The organism is Salegentibacter flavus, assembly GCF_900115145.1.
GTDB lineage: Bacteria > Bacteroidota > Bacteroidia > Flavobacteriales > Flavobacteriaceae > Salegentibacter > Salegentibacter flavus.
Genome location: NZ_FOVL01000002.1, coordinates 238152 through 255590 on the forward strand (window position 1 = coordinate 238152; position 17439 = coordinate 255590).

At 37.9% G+C, this 17439-nt stretch carries 15 protein-coding genes; 7 read left to right on the plus strand and 8 right to left on the minus strand.

Features of this window, described 5'->3' with window-relative positions; all coding sequences use genetic code 11:
- Positions 1-15: 15 nt before the first annotated feature.
- The 3 genes from otsB to BM266_RS03315 form a co-directional block, all read right to left on the minus strand.
- Positions 16-1548 (minus strand): trehalose-phosphatase, encoded by a 1533-nt coding sequence (gene otsB, locus BM266_RS03305; RefSeq protein ID WP_093405805.1) that lies wholly within the window; start codon positions 1546-1548, stop codon positions 16-18.
- Between the two features lie 243 nt (positions 1549-1791).
- Positions 1792-3426, minus strand: a complete 1635-nt coding sequence (locus BM266_RS03310; protein ID WP_093405807.1) for a M1 family metallopeptidase — start codon at positions 3424-3426, stop codon at positions 1792-1794.
- Positions 3427-3445: 19 nt separating this feature from the next.
- The gene (locus BM266_RS03315) at positions 3446-5074 is read right to left on the minus strand and encodes an acyl-CoA carboxylase subunit beta (protein WP_093405810.1); all 1629 of its coding nucleotides are present in this window, start codon (positions 5072-5074) and stop codon (positions 3446-3448) included.
- A gap of 157 nt (positions 5075-5231) precedes the next feature.
- Here BM266_RS03315 and BM266_RS03320 point away from each other — a divergent pair, with 157 nt between their 5' ends.
- The 3 genes from BM266_RS03320 (at position 5232) to ettA (ending at position 7671) form a co-directional block, all read left to right on the plus strand.
- Complete coding sequence (locus BM266_RS03320) at positions 5232-5411, plus strand: CAL67264 family membrane protein (protein WP_093405812.1); 180 nt, start codon at positions 5232-5234, stop codon at positions 5409-5411.
- 1 nt (position 5412) lies between these two features.
- A complete protein-coding gene (locus tag BM266_RS03325; protein ID WP_093405815.1) occupies positions 5413-5889 on the plus strand; it encodes a hypothetical protein in 477 nt (158 codons plus the stop codon).
- Positions 5890-5979: 90 nt separating this feature from the next.
- On the plus strand, positions 5980-7671 hold the full coding sequence (gene ettA / locus BM266_RS03330) for an energy-dependent translational throttle protein EttA (RefSeq protein WP_093405818.1): 1692 nt from the start codon (positions 5980-5982) through the stop codon (positions 7669-7671).
- A gap of 161 nt (positions 7672-7832) precedes the next feature.
- Here ettA and BM266_RS03335 read toward each other — a convergent pair whose 3' ends face one another.
- Together BM266_RS03335 and BM266_RS03340 are read right to left on the minus strand one after the other, a co-directional pair.
- A complete protein-coding gene (locus BM266_RS03335; protein ID WP_093405820.1) occupies positions 7833-8087 on the minus strand; it encodes a DUF1456 family protein in 255 nt (84 codons plus the stop codon).
- Positions 8088-8112: 25 nt separating this feature from the next.
- A complete protein-coding gene (locus BM266_RS03340; protein WP_093405823.1) occupies positions 8113-9408 on the minus strand; it encodes a DUF2254 domain-containing protein in 1296 nt (431 codons plus the stop codon).
- A gap of 185 nt (positions 9409-9593) precedes the next feature.
- On the opposite strand from BM266_RS03340, the gene BM266_RS03345 reads away from it, so the two are divergent.
- The 3 genes from BM266_RS03345 (at position 9594) to BM266_RS03355 (ending at position 12615) form a co-directional block, all read left to right on the plus strand.
- The gene (locus BM266_RS03345) at positions 9594-10037 is read left to right on the plus strand and encodes an Hsp20/alpha crystallin family protein (RefSeq protein WP_093405825.1); all 444 of its coding nucleotides are present in this window, start codon (positions 9594-9596) and stop codon (positions 10035-10037) included.
- A 288-nt stretch (positions 10038-10325) separates the two neighbouring features.
- A complete protein-coding gene (locus BM266_RS03350; RefSeq protein WP_093405828.1) occupies positions 10326-11939 on the plus strand; it encodes a thiamine pyrophosphate-dependent enzyme in 1614 nt (537 codons plus the stop codon).
- Positions 11940-12015: 76 nt separating this feature from the next.
- Positions 12016-12615, plus strand: coding sequence for an indolepyruvate oxidoreductase subunit beta (locus BM266_RS03355; RefSeq protein WP_093405830.1), 600 nt, complete (start codon positions 12016-12018; stop codon positions 12613-12615).
- 103 nt (positions 12616-12718) lie between these two features.
- Here the strand turns inward: BM266_RS03355 and BM266_RS03360 are convergent, their stop codons facing one another.
- Complete coding sequence (locus tag BM266_RS03360) at positions 12719-13936, minus strand: aminotransferase-like domain-containing protein (protein ID WP_093405833.1); 1218 nt, start codon at positions 13934-13936, stop codon at positions 12719-12721.
- A 121-nt stretch (positions 13937-14057) separates the two neighbouring features.
- On the opposite strand from BM266_RS03360, the gene BM266_RS03365 reads away from it, so the two are divergent.
- Positions 14058-16112: an acetate--CoA ligase family protein gene (locus BM266_RS03365; RefSeq protein WP_093405836.1), complete on the plus strand. Its 2055-nt coding sequence runs from the start codon at positions 14058-14060 to the stop codon at positions 16110-16112.
- An 8-nt stretch (positions 16113-16120) separates the two neighbouring features.
- Here BM266_RS03365 and BM266_RS03370 read toward each other — a convergent pair whose 3' ends face one another.
- Together BM266_RS03370 and BM266_RS03375 are read right to left on the minus strand one after the other, a co-directional pair.
- Positions 16121-16459, minus strand: a complete 339-nt coding sequence (locus tag BM266_RS03370) for a hypothetical protein (RefSeq protein ID WP_093405838.1) — start codon at positions 16457-16459, stop codon at positions 16121-16123.
- Between the two features lie 294 nt (positions 16460-16753).
- Positions 16754-17335 carry a hypothetical protein gene (locus tag BM266_RS03375; RefSeq protein ID WP_093405841.1) on the minus strand — a complete coding sequence of 194 codons (582 nt, stop codon included), beginning with the start codon at positions 17333-17335 and terminating at the stop codon, positions 16754-16756.
- Positions 17336-17439: the final 104 nt, after the last annotated feature.

Genomic DNA, 17439 nt, shown 5'->3' on the forward strand with positions numbered 1-17439 from the left:
CATTTTTTTTTCCGCCTATTTTATCCGATCTTTTAAATGTTGAAGAAACCTGGTCACTTCTTTAGTATTGCGAAGCGCTAAAGATGCAGAAGTTTCTTCACCGTGTGTGCCTACCAGGATCCCGACCTCATCTTTCCTAAGTGCCTCAAAGCCATCTTCATCGGTAATATCATCACCTAAATATATCCGAAGATATTTTTCCTTGTCCCAGCCCAGTTTTTCAGTAAGCCAATCCAGTGCATATCCTTTGTTCCAGTCTATATTCGGCTTGAGTTCCAGGACTTTCTTACCGCTTCCGGTTTTTAATATATCCTGACGATCTGCTTCTTTCTGAACTGCATCTTTTACTTTCTGAACATCCTTTTTTTCCACATTTCTGTAATGAACAGCAATGGCGAATTTTTTTCTTTCGATATTTACACCCCGGATATCTTTTAACTGCTCCTTTAGACGTTTTTCAGCTTCATCGAGGGCAGGAGTAACTTCTTTTTCCGATTCGTGCACCATCTCCAGACCATCAGGCCCTGTAATATCAAATCCATGACTTCCGGCATAAATAACAGTATCTATTTCAATTTTTGATTTAAGATCCTTGAGATCACGACCGCTGATGATCGCTACAGGAGTAATATTAGAAAGCTCGGCAATTATTTTCCTGTTATCATCCGGTAATTCTGCGGCGTCAGGATCTGAAATAATAGGAGTCAATGTTCCGTCATAGTCAAGAAAGATAGTGATCTTCCTATTCCCTTTTATTTCAAATAGTTCCTCAATTTCTTCGAGGGCATTGGGAAGTGTCTCTGGTGTTTTTTTATCCAGGTATAAAAGTTCTGTGAGTTTTTTCACTACTATATCTGCACCAGCCTCCTTTAAAGACTTTTCTTTACCATTTCTTGCCACACCAACCACACAGGCAAACCTTCCTTTTTTTCCTGCTTGTACTCCCTGGATGGCATCTTCTATTATGATAGTATCTTCAAGCTTTACATTTAGATATTCAGCTGCTTTTACAAACATATCCGGTTCCGGTTTCCCTCTTAAGTTTTCCTCTTTTAATGTATTTCCATCTACTCTTACCTCAAACTTATCTTCAAGGCCTGTTTTTTCCATGATGTATTTACAGTTTCGGCTGGAAGAGATTATGGCAAGTTTTATATTCTCTTTTTCCCACTTTTTAATCATTTCCACGGCATCTTCATAAACTCGCACCCCGTCTTTTTCTATAACATCTCTAAAGATCTTGTTCTTTCTTTTTCCCAATCCGTGAACCGTATTTTTCTCAGGTTCATCATCGGGGTTTCCTTCCGGGATGTCGATATTCCGGGACTTTAAGAAACCACGGATTCCATCCAGTCGTGGAATGCCATCTATATATTGGTTGTAGTCAATTTTGATGTCCAAAGGCTGGAAATTTTCTCCTTCTCTTTTCTCCAAAAATTCATCAAACATTTTTTTCCAAGCCTTGGCATGAACTCTTGCAGTTTTAGTAATCACTCCATCCATGTCTAAAATTACGGCTCCAAAATTCAGATTTTTAATTTTTGACATCTTACATTGATTTTTATTAATAAATACGTTATCAATTTTTATGACTACCGATGATTACTTTAAATTAAGTTACTAATAATTTCCAGAACAATAGGGGAATCTTAAAGGATTAGAATAAATTTAACGAGCCAGGAGTAGTGATATACAGTAGTACAACAGGAGAGTATTATTCTGAAAATAAAACAAAAAAAACCTGCAGAATTTTTAATTCTGCAGGTTTTTTTTAGGTGTTGATTTTTTTACTTATTCCATAAGAGAGGAATCTATATAAAACTCAAGATCGTTCACTCTTATATCATCCGGATCTTCTACTTCTGAATCAAAAAACTGCCAGCTTTTAGTCGGGAAGATTCTCTGTTCGGTTTCATCTATAAAAATATCAACCGGCATTGCAAACTGTTCAACGTCGGCTTGCCAGCGATAACCAATTTTTCCATTTTCTTCTTTAAACTGAAGTTGAGGTAATTGAGAATGTCTTAGATATTGATCAAAAACAGGCTGAAGATCTACCTCCACAGCTTCGTTAAAAAATGCTTCGGTTTGCTCGGTATCTATAGTTTGGTGTTTATAGGTTTCGGTGTAATCTTTAAGGGTTTTCCACCATAGTTCATCATCGTCATAAATACTTCTGATCGTATTTAATAAATTAGCTCCCTTAGGGTACATATCGCCAGAACCTTCACTATTCACACCATAATTCCCGATTATAGGTTTGGAATTACCAATCCCACGTCTTGTTCCTTTAAGATATTCCAGCGCTTCCTCTTTTCCCCAGCGACATTCTATATAAACGGCTTCAGAATAAGAGGTAAAACCTTCGTGGATCCACATATCAGCAATATCGTTGGCGGTGATGCTGTTTCCATACCATTCGTGCCCCGATTCGTGGATGATAATGAAATCCCATTTCAAACCTATTCCGGTCCCTGAAAGATCGTTGCCCAGATAGCCCATTTTATATTCGTTTCCGTAGGCCACGGCACTTTGGTGTTCCATTCCTAAATATGGAGTTTCCACCAACTTAAATCCATCTTCCACAAAAGGATATTCCCCGAATTTTTCATAAAAACAATCCATCATTGGTTTTACTTCTTCAAACTGCTTTTTTGCTTTTTCCAGGTTGTAGGGCAAAACGTAGTAATCGAGTTGCAGACCTTTATAGGAATCTGAAAAATGCTCATAATTCGCGATGTTTATCATCACGTTGTAATTGTTGATGGGATTAACGGTTTTCCAGCTCCACTGTGTAAAACCGTCGCCAAGATCTTTTTCTCCCAGAAACTGCCCATTGGATACATTCATAAGACCGTTGGGAACTGCTATATCCAGCTGAACTTCTTCCGGTTCATCGCTTTGGTGATCTTTGTTGGGATACCAAAGGCTGGCCCCGGTGCCTTGAACGGCAACGCCAATCCAATAATCACCATTTTCATCTTTATCCCAAACAAATCCACCATCCCAGGGGGCATTTTTTGCAACAATAGGATGCCCGGAGTAATAGAACTGAATTTCTCCTTTTTCATCAGCCTTCACCGATTTGTCTAATTCAATAAAAACTGCATTGTGTTTGCGTTCATAAGCTAAAACTTCACCATTCTGAAGAATAGAATCTACTTTCATATTTTCAAAAAGATCTATTTGAATAACAGAAAGGTCTTCTTCAGCAATAAAACTAATGGTATTAGAACCGGAAATAAATTGTTTTACAGGTTCAACCTTGAGTTTAAGATGATATTTCTGAACATCATAGGCTCTTTCGGGGCGAAGGGAGCCTCTAAGACTATCGGCTTCGGTATAATTTCCTTCTTTGTTGCTCAGGACCTGTGCCGACAGAGAAGAAGTGATTAATGCCAAAGCAAGTATGAATATATTTTTCATAAGAATTTTAAAAGGTTTATTAAGTCTGAATTACTCCCATATTAAAGTCTTTTTTAATAGGAGCGTGGTTCGCAGCTTCAATCCCCATGGAAATCCATTTGCGGGTATCCAACGGATCGATGATGGCATCTGTCCATAGGCGGGCCGCTGCATAATAGGGCGAAGTTTGCTCATCGTATCTCGATTTTATTTTATTAAAAACCTCTTTTTCCTTTTCTTCATCAACTTTCTCGCCTTTTTTCTCCAGAGCAGCGGTTTCAATCTGAGCTAAAACCTTCGCAGCCTGGGTTCCACCCATAACGGCGAGTTCAGCACTTGGCCAGGCTACGATCAACCTGGGGTCATAAGCTTTCCCACACATGGCATAATTTCCGGCACCATAGGAATTTCCCATAATTACAGTGAATTTCGGTACAACAGAGTTGCTCACCGCATTTACCATTTTCGCTCCGTCTTTTATAATTCCACCGTGTTCGCTTTTACTACCTACCATAAATCCGGTTACATCCTGAAGGAAAACCAAGGGAATTTTTTTCTGATTGCAATTGGCAATAAATCGGGTTGCTTTATCGGCCGAGTCTGAATAGATCACGCCACCAAATTGCATTTCACCTTTTTTGGTCTTTACAATCTTACGTTGATTGGCGACAATTCCTACGGCCCAGCCATCAATTCGGGCATAACCGGTAATTAAGGTTTGTCCGTAACCGGCTTTATATTCTTCAAATTCCGAGCCATCCACCAGACGCTTAATGATTTCCATAGCATCATATTGGTCGCTGCGTTTCTTGGGAAGAATTCCGTAGATGTCTTCAGGTTTTTCCTTAGGTTTTACAGCTTTTTTATGGCTGAATCCGGCTTTGTCAAAGTCCCCCATCTTATCCATAATATTTTTAATACGGGTAAGGGCATCTTTATCGTCTTTCGCCTTATAATCGGTCACTCCACTAATTTCAGAATGTGTTGTAGCTCCACCGAGGGTTTCGTTATCTACGCTTTCCCCTATAGCAGCTTTTACCAGGTAACTACCAGCAAGAAAGATACTTCCGGTTTTCTCCACGATAATTGCTTCGTCGCTCATAATAGGTAAGTACGCTCCACCAGCAACGCAACTGCCCATTACTGCCGCGATCTGGGTAATTCCCATAGAGCTCATGACAGCATTATTTCTAAAAATTCTTCCGAAGTGTTCTTTATCGGGGAAGATCTCATCCTGCATAGGCAGGTAAACTCCGGCACTGTCTACAAGATAAATTATGGGAAGACGATTTTCTATGGCGATTTCCTGAGCGCGAAGGTTCTTTTTTCCTGTAATAGGAAACCAGGCTCCTGCTTTTACAGTGGCATCATTGGCAACAATTATACATTGCTTTTCAGAAACATAACCTATTTTCACAACCACTCCTCCTGAAGGGCAGCCACCATGCTCCTCATACATTCCATCTCCTGCAAACGCGGCTATTTCAATAGATTTTTTAGGGTCATCCAGCAGAAAATCTATGCGTTCTCTGGCGGTCATCTTTCCTTTCGCGTGATGCTTTTCTATGCGTTTTTCTCCGCCTCCAAGATGAGTTCGTTTAAGTTTATGGTTTAAAGAAGATACCAGGAGTTTATTATGGTCTTCATTCTTATTAAAGGTCATATTCATATTATCTTTTTTCTGAAGTAAATGGATTATTCCTTATTGAAAATTCAGATTTTAATTTAAATGTGCTCTCAATTTTGGCTAAAATACAAAATAGGTGGTATTTTTAAACTCTAAATTATACTCAAAAAAATCCGATATTTACAGTAAAGAATAGATTATGGGAATGAACAAAAATACCATCTTTGGATGGGCCTCCTTTATTATGTTTATCATAGGGGCGGCCCTGGTACTGCTAGGTGTGCTTAAATATATAGATTACGCCATAGGTTTTTCGGTGGCAGGCATTGGGTTTTTTGCAATTTCCTGGGCTTTTAACGCACTAAAAGGAAGGGTTTAGAGTGAATTCTACTGAATACCGAAAACAATTGGTCAAACATCTTCGGGGAGGGGAAGCCTTTTTGCCGATTGATGATTTTATTGATAAGGTCCCTTTTGAAATGTTAGGCGATCGGCCTTCACAATTACCTTATTCTTTTTATGAGGTTTTCTATCATATAAAATATGCCCAAAAGGATATTTTGGATTTCTGTATTTCCGGAGATTATAAATCCCCGAACTGGCCTGACGATTACTGGCCCGATTCCCCAGCTCCTGAAAGTGAAGCTGTCTGGAATAAATTGAAATCCGATTATTTTAAGGAACGGGAACACTTTGTCTCTTTTATTTTAGATGAAAGTAATGACCTGCTATCGCCGGTAGAAAATGCGACAAATCAAATATTGTTGCGAGAGGCATTGCTGGTGATAGAACACACCGCCTATCATACAGGACAGCTTCTCATTATTTCCAGGCTGCTGGGAGTTTATTCAGCATAAAAACGGTTAATTTTCTAAAGTAAATTTATGATATTTGCATTCCTTCAGAAATTAAACTTCTGAAGTTCAAATATTTAAAAACAATATATTATGTCAGACGATAAAAAAGTGATTTTTTCGATGTCTGGAGTGACTAAAACGTATAAAAATGCGAACACTCCGGTTTTGAAAAATATATATTTAAGTTTCTTTTATGGTGCCAAAATCGGGATTTTGGGTCTTAACGGCTCGGGGAAATCTACTTTGCTGCGCATAATTGCCGGAGAAGACAAAAATTACCAGGGAGATGTGGTATTCTCACCGGGATATTCTGTAGGATTCCTGGAACAGGAACCTAAACTCGATGAAGATAAAACAGTCCTAGAGATAGTGAAGGAAGGCGTTGCTGAGACAGTGGAGATCCTCGACGAGTACAACAAGATCAACGATATGTTTGGTTTGCCTGAGGTTTATGAGGATGCTGATAAGATGCAGAAGCTTATGGATAAGCAGGCCGTACTTCAGGACAGGATTGATGCCAGCAACGCGTGGGAACTCGATACTAAACTGGAAATCGCTATGGATGCATTACGTACTCCGGAGCCTGATAAGCCTATAAGTGTGCTTTCGGGAGGAGAGAGAAGGAGGGTAGCTTTATGCCGACTTTTACTCCAGGAACCCGATATTCTACTGCTGGATGAGCCTACCAACCACCTGGATGCCGAATCGGTACACTGGCTGGAACATCACCTGGCACAGTACAAAGGCACCGTGATCGCAGTTACTCACGATAGATATTTTCTGGATAATGTTGCAGGTTGGATTCTTGAACTGGACAGGGGAGAAGGCATCCCATGGAAAGGAAATTATTCTTCCTGGTTAGACCAGAAATCAAAACGAATGGCGCAGGAGCAGAAGCAGGCGAGCAAGCGTCAGAAAACACTTGAACGGGAATTGGAATGGGCAAAGATGAATCCTAAAGGAAGACAGGCTAAGCAAAAAGCGCGACTTAATAACTACGACAAACTTCTTAGCCAGGATCAAAAGCAGGTAGACGAGAAACTGGAGATATACATCCCTAACGGACCACGTCTTGGCACGAATGTTATTGAGGCGAAAGGCGTTAGCAAGGCTTTTGGCGATAAATTGCTCTATGAAGATCTGAATTTCAATTTACCCCAGGCGGGGATTGTTGGTATAATTGGTCCTAACGGGGCAGGAAAAACCACGATCTTCAAAATGATTATGGGAGAGGAAAAACCAGACAAAGGAACTTTTGAGGTTGGAGAAACTGCAAAGATCGCTTATGTAGATCAGGCACACTCGAATATTGATCCTGAAAAAACCATCTGGCAAAACTTTAGCGATGAGCAGGAACTTATTATGATGGGCGGCCGTCAGGTGAATTCCAGAGCTTATCTAAGCCGATTTAACTTTAGCGGAAGCGAACAAAACAAGAAAGTGAATATGCTTTCTGGTGGAGAAAGAAACCGACTTCATTTAGCGATGACCCTTAAAGAAGAAGGCAACGTGCTCTTGCTCGATGAACCTACCAACGACTTGGATGTGAATACTCTGAGGGCCTTGGAGGAAGGATTGGAGAATTTTGCAGGTTGTGCAGTGGTGATCTCTCACGACAGGTGGTTCCTCGATAGGGTATGTACGCATATTCTGTCTTTTGAAGGGGATTCTCAGGTATATTTCTTTGAAGGAAGTTTCTCTGAATACGAAGAAAATAAGAAGAAACGTTTGGGTGGAGATCTTATGCCTAAACGGATTAAGTATAAAAAACTGGTGCGATAAAGCATCAGCAATTTTACTAAAAAACCTCTTTCAGCGATGAAGGAGGTTTTGTTTTTTTATTCTGGAAGGGTAAATACCCCGAGGTTAACCTCGTTAGTAAATGTTGTAAAGTTTGAAAACGTGTTCAATTATAATGCTCAGTGGGCTTGCCCCGGAGAACTTTACTCCTGTTTCTTTTTAGGTTTCTTTTCAGACATTGGTCCCCGAAGGTGAATTATGAGTCCGTTGAGGAAATTCCGCAGAAACTGGTCTCCGCACTCCATATATTTAGGATGATCTTCACTTCGGAAAATTGCTCCTATTTCACTTTTTGTTACCTTAAAATCTACAAGGGCACAAATCTTTACGATATCATCATCGCGTAATTTATGAGCCACTCTTAGTTTCTTGAAAATATCGTTATTTGTTAATGCCATACCGCAAAAATAAACTTTTCTTATTTCAGGGGTCAATTTTCAAATGTAATTTTTCAGAAATTCCTTTCAGAATCTTTTGATCTATAGGATTGGTGATTTCCTTATATGCATCCAGCAATAAGGTTTGCGCCTCTTTGTCTATCACTTTATAAAAGTCGGGATCTATACTTTCCTGGGTTTGTAAATAATAAAACATTAGACCAAGTTTCTGTACAATAGTAATATCCTGTTTGCAATAAGTCCGAAGAGAAGCCATTACATTGTACATTAATTCTTCAAAACTTATAACATCTATTTTAATTTTATTATTCTCGTTAGTTATATGCACACTGAAATCATTTTTTTGCATCCTCATTGCCCAAAGTTCTGTTAGATAATCTATTCCGTTCATTGCTGTACCGGGATCATTGATTCCCGGAGACATTGCTTTCACGATAATCTCGGTAATCTGTTTAAATGCAAGTGCATAATTTCGGGAAACCAATTCTCCTCTGGAGAATACAATGGAATCCCGTATCTCCTGGAATGCTTCCTCATCTATCTTCTTAGAAGTTTTCAGTAACGGGATACCTTTTAAAACAAAAACTCCTTTGACCGGGAGAATGTGGAGGTTAATCTTTTTCTTGTCACAAATAGCTTTTAGGTTTTCAAGATTGAGATGTTGAAAATATCCGCTTTTTTCAGCATAAAATTCCGGCCAGTCTTTGCTATCCGGGAAACTGCCTGTCGTATCTGCAGGATCTTCGATCAAATAATTAAGGCGTTTTTTTGCAGTTTGGTAGATACCGTCCAGGATATTATTAATCTGTATACTTTGCGAGATGGTATGGATAAAATAAATAAAAGCCCCCATACAGATCACTGTGAAAATTATTCCCATTAAAACTGAAAAACCTGGAACCTGGTAATCCTCACCATCCGGCTGAATTGAAATGGCAATAAAAATACAATAGAGAATTGTTGCCAGGTATACTCCCAGAATTACCTGGTGTTTTTTATTGGAGATCAAACCCGGTAATAGCCTGGGAGAAAAATTGGTTGAGGCCTGGTTTAGCAAAACCATCACCATAGAAAAACTGAAAACCATCATTGAGATCAGCCCTGTAATACACGCACTCAGAATTGTTAAAGCAGTATCTCCATTATTTACGACCAGGGTTGGTGTATTCTCCATAAGATATGCGGAAACTCCCCGATTTTCAGCGTAGATCATTACAAAAGCGAGTAAAAATCCAAAAACAGCAAAGAGGGAAGGATAGAAGGCAATCTTGCTTTGAATGGAAAAGAAAACGGTTCTAAACTTTGCCCATAGTTCTTTCATAGAATGAATTGTTTGGTCTAAGTTAGTTATTTCCTAAAAGAATAGATCAGCTAATTTATTGGTTTATGTCAAAAAGACAGTTTAAATCCCTTCAATTCAGACAAATAGGCATTAATTTTTTAATTGGAATTTAATTTGCTAATTACTTATTAGAAAGAAATGTTCAATTAAAAAATATAAAAGCTATGAGTTTAATTAAAAGAGATGAAACCAATTGGTTGCCATCGGTTTTTGACGATATGTTTAAAACCGATTGGTTAGGAGGTACTACTAATGTAAATAGTATTGGCACCAGTATTCCTGCGGTAAATATCCAGGAAGATGAGAATGCATTTACCGTTGAGGTGGCTGCACCCGGAAAGACCAAAGCCGATTTTAATATCGAGCTTGATAATGATGTATTGACTATTTCTTCTGAAGAAAAGAAAGAAAAGGAAACTTCAGAAAAAAATGGAAGATACACCAGAAGAGAGTTCAGCTACAACAATTTTAAACGTGCTTTTAGTTTACCTGAATCTGTTGATACTGAGAAAATCTCTGCCTCCTATAAAGATGGCGTTTTGTTCATCGGACTTCCTAAACGTGAAGAAGCTAAGTTACAGGCTAAAAGGATGATTGAGATTAAGTAATCAACAGCTTACTGATTGTACGAACCCCATAGGAAACCTGTGGGGTTTGTTGTTTTAAGGAAGCAAGTGATTTTAATTTAGTTAAATATTATCCGGCATCCTGATTATTTTAATTAAATCGAAAATAGTCTGTAATATCCTCAGAGTATGACCTCCGTCATAGCTAATTGTTCACGATACTTTTAAATTAGTTTTTACAACAGAGATTATTTTATGAAATGCCTATTCAGAATTTTAAAAATCTACAGATTATCAGGGCATTCCATCCGTCCATAAAAACAATTACACATGAAAAGTTTACTATTAGGTAATGAAGCACTTGCTCAAGGTAGTATTGACGCGGGATTGTCAGGTGTTTATGCTTATCCAGGCACTCCTTCAACTGAAATAACAGAATATATTCAAAAATCGAAACTTGCTAAGGAATTAAAGATACATACAACCTGGTCTGTTAATGAAAAAACCGCCATGGAAGCTGCTTTAGGAATGTCCTATGTTGGCAAGAGATCTATGGTAGTAATGAAGCATGTTGGATTAAATGTAGCTTCAGATGTTTTCATGAATATGGCTGTTTCCGGAATAAATGGCGGACTGGTGGTTGTAGTAGCCGATGATCCTTCTATGCACTCATCACAGAATGAGCAGGATTCACGTTTTTATGGAAAATTTGCGATGATTCCAACATTGGAACCATCAAATCAGCAAGAAGCCTATGACCTTATGTTGTATGCTTTTGACCTGTCTGAAGAATTAAAATTACCTGTGTTATTAAGAATGGTTACCCGTTTATCGCATTCCCGCGCAGGAATTAATGTTAAGGAAAGACATCATCAAAACGAGATCAATTTACCATTAGATACTTCACGTTTTGCTTTGCTTCCTATGAATGCTAGAAGACAGTTTGATTTATTGGTTAATAAGCAAGGTACTTTAATAGAACTATCTGAAAAATCAGAATTTAATAAGCTGAAATTAGGAGATCAAAATGGGATTGGGATCATCGCATGTGGAATAGCATATAACTATGTGATGGAAAATATTGGAGAAGATGAATCTTCATATTCTATATTAAAGGTGTCCCAATATCCATTACCCAGAGAAAAAGTAATGGCTTTATACCAACATTGTGATAAAATCCTGGTTATAGAAGAAGGTTACCCTGTTGTTGAAGAGTTATTGCACAATTACTTTGATGAAAACGATAAGATTAAAGGAAAATTATCCGGTGATCTTCCCCGAACAGGAGAACTCAATCCTACCATTGTTGGTAAAATATTAGGCTTAAAGGAAGAAAGTGTTAAACCTATTCCTTCTGTAGTTACTCCAAGGCCACCTCAGCTTTGTGAAGGTTGTGGGCATACAGATCTATTTAATACTATTAATGAAGTTGTCGCAGATCTGGAAAACAAAAGTGTTTTTGGTGATATTGGTTGTTACGCACTTGGTGCTTTGCCGCCTTTAAATACCATTAATGCCTTGATCGATATGGGAGCTTCCATAACAATGGCGAAAGGTGCTGCAGATGCAGGCCTGGAGAATGCTATTGCGGTTATTGGCGATTCAACTTTTACCCATTCAGGAATGACCGGGCTTTTGGATGCCGTATATGAAAACTCACCCATAACTGTTATTATTTCAGATAACTCGGCAATTGCTATGACAGGAGCCCAGGAATCTACGGCTGTTGGGAGATTACATAAGATTTGTCTGGGAATTGGAGTCCAACCGGAGCACTTGAAAACTATGGTGCCTCTAAAAAAGAATCATGGACAAAATGTAGAAGTATTGCAAAACGAATTAAAATATAAAGGTGTTTCGGTCATTATTTCTGAAAGACCTTGTGTACGATTGTCCAGAGAGCAAAAAAAGGAAATAAAAGCCAAAATTGAATCACTAAATTAGAGAAAACGGAGCAATGTAAACCCATTAATGGTGGGCATTCTCTCTTAACTAGTTAAAAACAATTAAGTTTAAACAGATGAAAACAAATATTATATTATCAGGGGTTGGTGGTCAAGGTATTCTAACAATTGCTGCGGTTTTAGATACAGCTGCTTTAAGCGAAAATTTGTTCATTAAACAATCAGAAGTTCATGGGATGAGCCAACGTGGCGGCGCTGTTCAATCCCATGTAAGAATATCTGATAAAGAAATATTTTCTGACCTAATCCCTGAGGGAAAAGCTGATTTAATCCTATCAGTAGAGCCAATGGAATTATTAAGGTATTTACCCTTTTTAAAGGAAGATGGCTGGTTGGTAACCGATTCAGAACCATTTGTTAATACGAATAACTACCCTGATAAAAATGATTTGTTTGATCAGATAAAAAAACACCCGAATAATATCATTATAAATGCTACTGAAATTGCTAAATCCATAGGTAATTCCAAGGCTGCTAATATGGTGTTATTGGGAGCGGCCTCTGCTACTTTGCCATTATCGGAAGAAAGTTTATTGGCAGCTATCACCGAGTTATTTCAACATAAAAGTGAAAGGATTACCAATTTAAACCGGGAAGCTTTTTTTGAAGGTAAAAAAGTTGCTGAAGATTTCACAAATTTGGCAACTAAGAAATAAACGGTTAAAAAAAATAACCCTCCGTATCCAAGTCAATATGGTTTTTCTAGTCCACTTAATACAATGGCTTGACTGATTAAAATTCACTCAGGTTTTTAATTAGTTATTTGAGGGTGACCTCAGAGTTCTCGAGGACTTTTTTTATGGCTGTAGATAGAATAATCACCCCTTTTTCGATACTATCTTTCGGCATATTTGAATAAGAAAGACGCAATCTGTCATCTTTCTTACTGGCGGGATCAAAGGTTCTTCCGGTTACAAATACTACCCCTTCCTTAACGGTTTCTTTAAACACATCTGTTGATTTAATATGGGCCGGTAATTTAAGCCAGATATAGAAACCTCCTTTTGGTTCATTCCAGGTAATTTCTTTCGGCATATAGGCTTCCAGATGTCTTTGAAGTAAATTTTTACGTTCTAGATATTCACTTCTTAAAAATTCTAAATACGGTTCCAGTTTATGTTGAGCTAAAAACTCATTTGCTAAAATTTGCATAAAATTAGAAGTACAGGCATCCAATGCTTGTTTCACTGATTCTGCTTTTTCGAAAATTTCTTCAGAAGATAGCATATAGCCTAATCTAAAGCCCGGTCCAAGTATTTTTGAAAATGAACCTGTATAAATTATTTCCACATTCTTCACCCCAAATGATTTCATGGATCGGGTTAGCTGCTTTTCCTCTACCTCAAAATATAAATCACTATACGCATCATCCTCCAGCAGGATTATTCCTGTACCAGCCAAGACTTCCAACAACTCTTTTTTTCTTTTAGGGGTGTAAATGATACCGGCCGGATTATGATAATTCGGTGTAACATATAAAAACTTTGGCGTTCTATTTAAAGAATTAATTTTATCTTTTAATGCTTGTATATCTATACCATCTTTGTCAATAGGGATACTATGTATCTCGGCTCCAAAAGTTTCAAAAACCGATAAGGCTCCAACAAAACTGGGGTTTTCTGTCAATATAATATCTCCTTCGTTTACAAATTCCTGAGTAATAATAGAAATGGCCTGAAGTGATCCGGTAGTGATTAAAATTTTATTATTACGTACTGCTAATCCCTTATTTTCCAAATAGTTTTCGAGGGACTTGACCAAAGGAGGATATCCGGAGGTTGGACCATATTGAAAACATAATTTTTTAATGTCTTCAGGAAGGGAATTGTAAATAGCATCAATCTGTTTTAACGGGAACAAATCATTATTAGGCATCCCACCGGCAAATGAAATCATACTTTTTCCAGATGCCTGTTTCATTAATTGCTTAATGTCCTCTGAATGCATGGAATTAACCGCATTTGAAAATGCATACATATCCTTATGGTTTAACTATCTTATCAAAGCAACAAAAATTTAATTAAACAAAATGTGATGGCGATCAGCTAAAAAGCCTTTTTTAATATTTTACTTTACAAGTATAAAATCCTCATCTTGTATGCTTCACTCAAAATTAATTCATCCTAAAAGTATCGTGATTGTTGGAGGGTCTGATAATATACATAGTCCCGGTGGCAGGGTCCTCAAAAATCTAATCGATCATAAATTTAAAGGACAATTATTTGTAGTAAACCCAAAAAAGGAGGTTGTTCAGGGGGTGACCTCTTATAATGATATCAGTGATGTTCCCCAAGTAGATTTAGCCATAATCGCGATCTCAGTAAAATATGTCTATGAAGCCGTTAAAGTTCTTACGCAACACAAAAACACTAGAGGCTTTATTATTTTTTCAGCAGGTTTTAGTGAAAAGGACCAAAATGGGGAACAATTAGAAAAAAACATTGTTAGATTAATCAATGATGCAGGTGGAAGCTTATTAGGTCCTAATAATATTGGATTGATTAATAAACATTATACCGGAGTTTTTACTACACCCATCCCTAAACTTGATGAAAAAGGAGTTGATTTTGTTTCCGGTTCCGGTGCAACCGCAGTTTTCACTATTGAAGCTGCAAAAAATATGGGGCTCACCTTTTCCAGTATTTATACCGTAGGGAATAGTGCTCAAATAGGGGTGGAGGAGATTTTGGAATATTTGGACGAATCTTTTGAAAAGGAATCAAGTTCAAAAGTAAAGCTATTGTATATTGAAAGCATTAAGAGCCCACTCAAGTTTTTAAAACATACCACTTCCTTAATACGCAAAGGTTGCAAAATAGCGGCTATAAAAGCCGGTAGTTCTGAAGCAGGAAACAGGGCGGCTTCCTCACATACCGGTGCAATAGCCAATTCTGATCTTTTTATAGATACACTGTTTAGAAAAGCCGGAATAATACGTTGCTATGGCAGAAATGAACTTATTACTGTTGCAGGAATACTCCTGCAGAAAGAAATTAAAGGAAAGAATATAGCAATCATTACCCATGCCGGAGGACCTGCCGTAATGCTTACAGATGTATTGTCTAAGAATGGAATAAATATACCTCCATTAGAAGGAAAGGACGTCGAAATTTTGTTAAGCCAATTATTTGACGGGTCCTCCGTTTCTAATCCAATTGATTTTTTAGCAACGGGCAATGCTCAGCAATTAGATGCCATTATTGAGTACTGTGAAAATTCTTCTGAAATTGATGCCATGGCAGTTATTTTTGGGAGTCCGGGCTTAATAGCTGTAGATGATGTATATGAAATACTAAATGAGAAAATCAAGACGTCTAAAAAACCGGTCTATGCCATCTTACCATCGGTGGTGAATGTAAAAAACGAAATTAAACAGTTTTTAAAGAAAGGGAATATTGCATTTTCTGATGAGGTTTTATTTGGAAATGCCTTAGCAAAGGTGATTAATCGCCCAATGGCTAGTGATAATAATAAAGATACCGACTTTAAATTTTTCCAAAGAACAAGAAAATTAATAGAGGGGCTACCCAATGGATACATGCCGACAGAATCTGCCATTAAATTATTGGATTATGCAGGCGTAAATTTTGCCACTCCGTTTCATGTTAAGAATAAAACGGAACTACACACGGTTTCAAAATCAATTACCTATCCTGTAGTTCTCAAAGTTGAGGGGCCCTTGCACAAATCTGATGTGGGGGGTGTTATTTTAAATATTTCCAATGAAACCGAATTATATGACGGCTTCCACAAATTGATGCAAATTGAAGGGGCTACTTCTGTTATAATCCAGCCAATGTTAACAGGGATGGAACTTTTCATTGGTGCAAAAAAGGAAACCAATTATCCTCACGTTATTTTATGTGGGTTGGGAGGTATTTTTGTGGAAGTTTTAAAAGATGTAAGTGCCGTAATGACCCCTGTTTCAAATGAGGATGCCATTAAAATGATATCTGATCTGAAAGCTTATCCAATATTAGAAGGTGTAAGAGGGCAAAACGGTATTAATATCCAATTGTTTGCTGAAATTATTGTGAAAATTTCGAAGCTGTTGGACGTGGTGCCGGAAATCGCAGAATTAGACCTCAATCCTCTAATTGCTACCCAAAAAGACTTAACCGCTGTGGATGTAAGAATTCGTTTAGAAAAATAGATTTCCTCTTATCTATATAAAAGTAACCATCGATTACCCGCACTTTGAATAGTAAACACCTCATTAGAATTAATTTGGTTTATCTGGATGTCCGTTTGGATATCCCAGAGCTGAAAACTCTCTTGAAAATTCAAAGTTTTGGTAGAAATACCCGGCAATCCAATTAATATTATGATCCGTCCCTTATTGGCAGAAGCCGAAGGCATATTAATTCCCGATACGTTATTATTAATTCTTAAGGTATAAGTCTCATTTGGAATATCATAATTGCCCGTGGCACTTGTTGTCGAGGTGTAAACCTTATGTCCACTATTTTTCCATTTAACTTCTCCGTTCTTTTCAGCCATTAATACCTGCCCTTCCGTACCCCGAACATCAGGTAAAACGTAATCACTAACCGGATTACTCCCAATCCCGACCCGACCTGCAAAATAGCCGGCATATACATCTGAACTGCTATTCCCTTCCGCTTTTGCGTAAATTCCATAGATAATGCCCCTGCCGGTTGGTTCTCCTATTTCAGTATAAATTCCGTAATTATGACTGGTAGCTCCTTCTGTTCTCCCTACCGAATTATAAATTCCATAAATATCCGATCCGCTGGCACCCTGGGAGGTTGTATTATAAATACCATATCGTTCTCAACCACCATCACCGGTTACATGATTTTTAATTCCGTATTTTATCGCATTGGTTTTACTGCTGTTCTTGACTTCTATTCCATAAGTGTTTCGGGTAACTTCCGAATTACTGTTGACCACTTCAATTCCTTTTTTAATATCCAAATCTTTTCCGGGATTTATCGCTATTTGAAGTTTACTGACAATTTGTTCGGTTCCTATTCCAATATTTCCTTTTCTGAAGATAGGTTCATCTATGTTTCCCGGACTCTCCAGGGTATTTTCTTTGTAGAAATTAGCAGACTTTGCATCTGAAACAATAGATTTCCATTCTGCATCCGGATTATACCAGTAATAAAAGCCAGCCGGAAAATTCGGGAGATCATTACTTAGGTAGATTAACATCCCGTGCTGGACTGGACCCGGGTTGACAGTGGGAAAACTGTTTACCCGTGGAATTAAAAGCCCATCGATATTTTCCGGATTAGAGGGATTGGAAGCCACAATATCAAGTTGTGCTCCGGGAGAAGTGGTGCCTACGCCTACCTGCGATAATACGAGGAAAGGCGAGAAAAATACAATGAAGAGAACTGTCCATTTCATCTCTGAATGAATTTGGTGAAAGTTCGCTAAAGTGTAATGGAGAATTTAAAAATAGACCAATTTAACAGAAAGCTTATCTCCTTACAAAATTTACGGGGAAACCC

What these genes read in the sequence shown, in the direction of transcription:
- BM266_RS03345 (WP_093405825.1), top strand. Translation starts at nt 9,594, where the DNA reads ATGAGTTTAATTAAAAGAGATGAAACCAATTGGTTGCCATCGGTTTTT.
- otsB (WP_093405805.1), bottom strand. Translation starts at nt 1,548, where the DNA reads ATGTCAAAAATTAAAAATCTGAATTTTGGAGCCGTAATTTTAGACATG.
- BM266_RS03315 (WP_093405810.1), bottom strand. Translation starts at nt 5,074, where the DNA reads ATGAATATGACCTTTAATAAGAATGAAGACCATAATAAACTCCTGGTA.
- BM266_RS03365 (WP_093405836.1), top strand. Translation starts at nt 14,058, where the DNA reads ATGCTTCACTCAAAATTAATTCATCCTAAAAGTATCGTGATTGTTGGA.
- BM266_RS03310 (WP_093405807.1), bottom strand. Translation starts at nt 3,426, where the DNA reads ATGAAAAATATATTCATACTTGCTTTGGCATTAATCACTTCTTCTCTG.
- BM266_RS03350 (WP_093405828.1), top strand. Translation starts at nt 10,326, where the DNA reads ATGAAAAGTTTACTATTAGGTAATGAAGCACTTGCTCAAGGTAGTATT.
- BM266_RS03355 (WP_093405830.1), top strand. Translation starts at nt 12,016, where the DNA reads ATGAAAACAAATATTATATTATCAGGGGTTGGTGGTCAAGGTATTCTA.
- BM266_RS03340 (WP_093405823.1), bottom strand. Translation starts at nt 9,408, where the DNA reads ATGAAAGAACTATGGGCAAAGTTTAGAACCGTTTTCTTTTCCATTCAA.
- BM266_RS03320 (WP_093405812.1), top strand. Translation starts at nt 5,232, where the DNA reads ATGGGAATGAACAAAAATACCATCTTTGGATGGGCCTCCTTTATTATG.
- ettA (WP_093405818.1), top strand. Translation starts at nt 5,980, where the DNA reads ATGTCAGACGATAAAAAAGTGATTTTTTCGATGTCTGGAGTGACTAAA.
- BM266_RS03335 (WP_093405820.1), bottom strand. Translation starts at nt 8,087, where the DNA reads ATGGCATTAACAAATAACGATATTTTCAAGAAACTAAGAGTGGCTCAT.
- BM266_RS03360 (WP_093405833.1), bottom strand. Translation starts at nt 13,936, where the DNA reads ATGTATGCATTTTCAAATGCGGTTAATTCCATGCATTCAGAGGACATT.
- BM266_RS03375 (WP_093405841.1), bottom strand. Translation starts at nt 17,335, where the DNA reads ATGAAATGGACAGTTCTCTTCATTGTATTTTTCTCGCCTTTCCTCGTA.
- BM266_RS03370 (WP_093405838.1), bottom strand. Translation starts at nt 16,459, where the DNA reads ATGGCTGAAAAGAACGGAGAAGTTAAATGGAAAAATAGTGGACATAAG.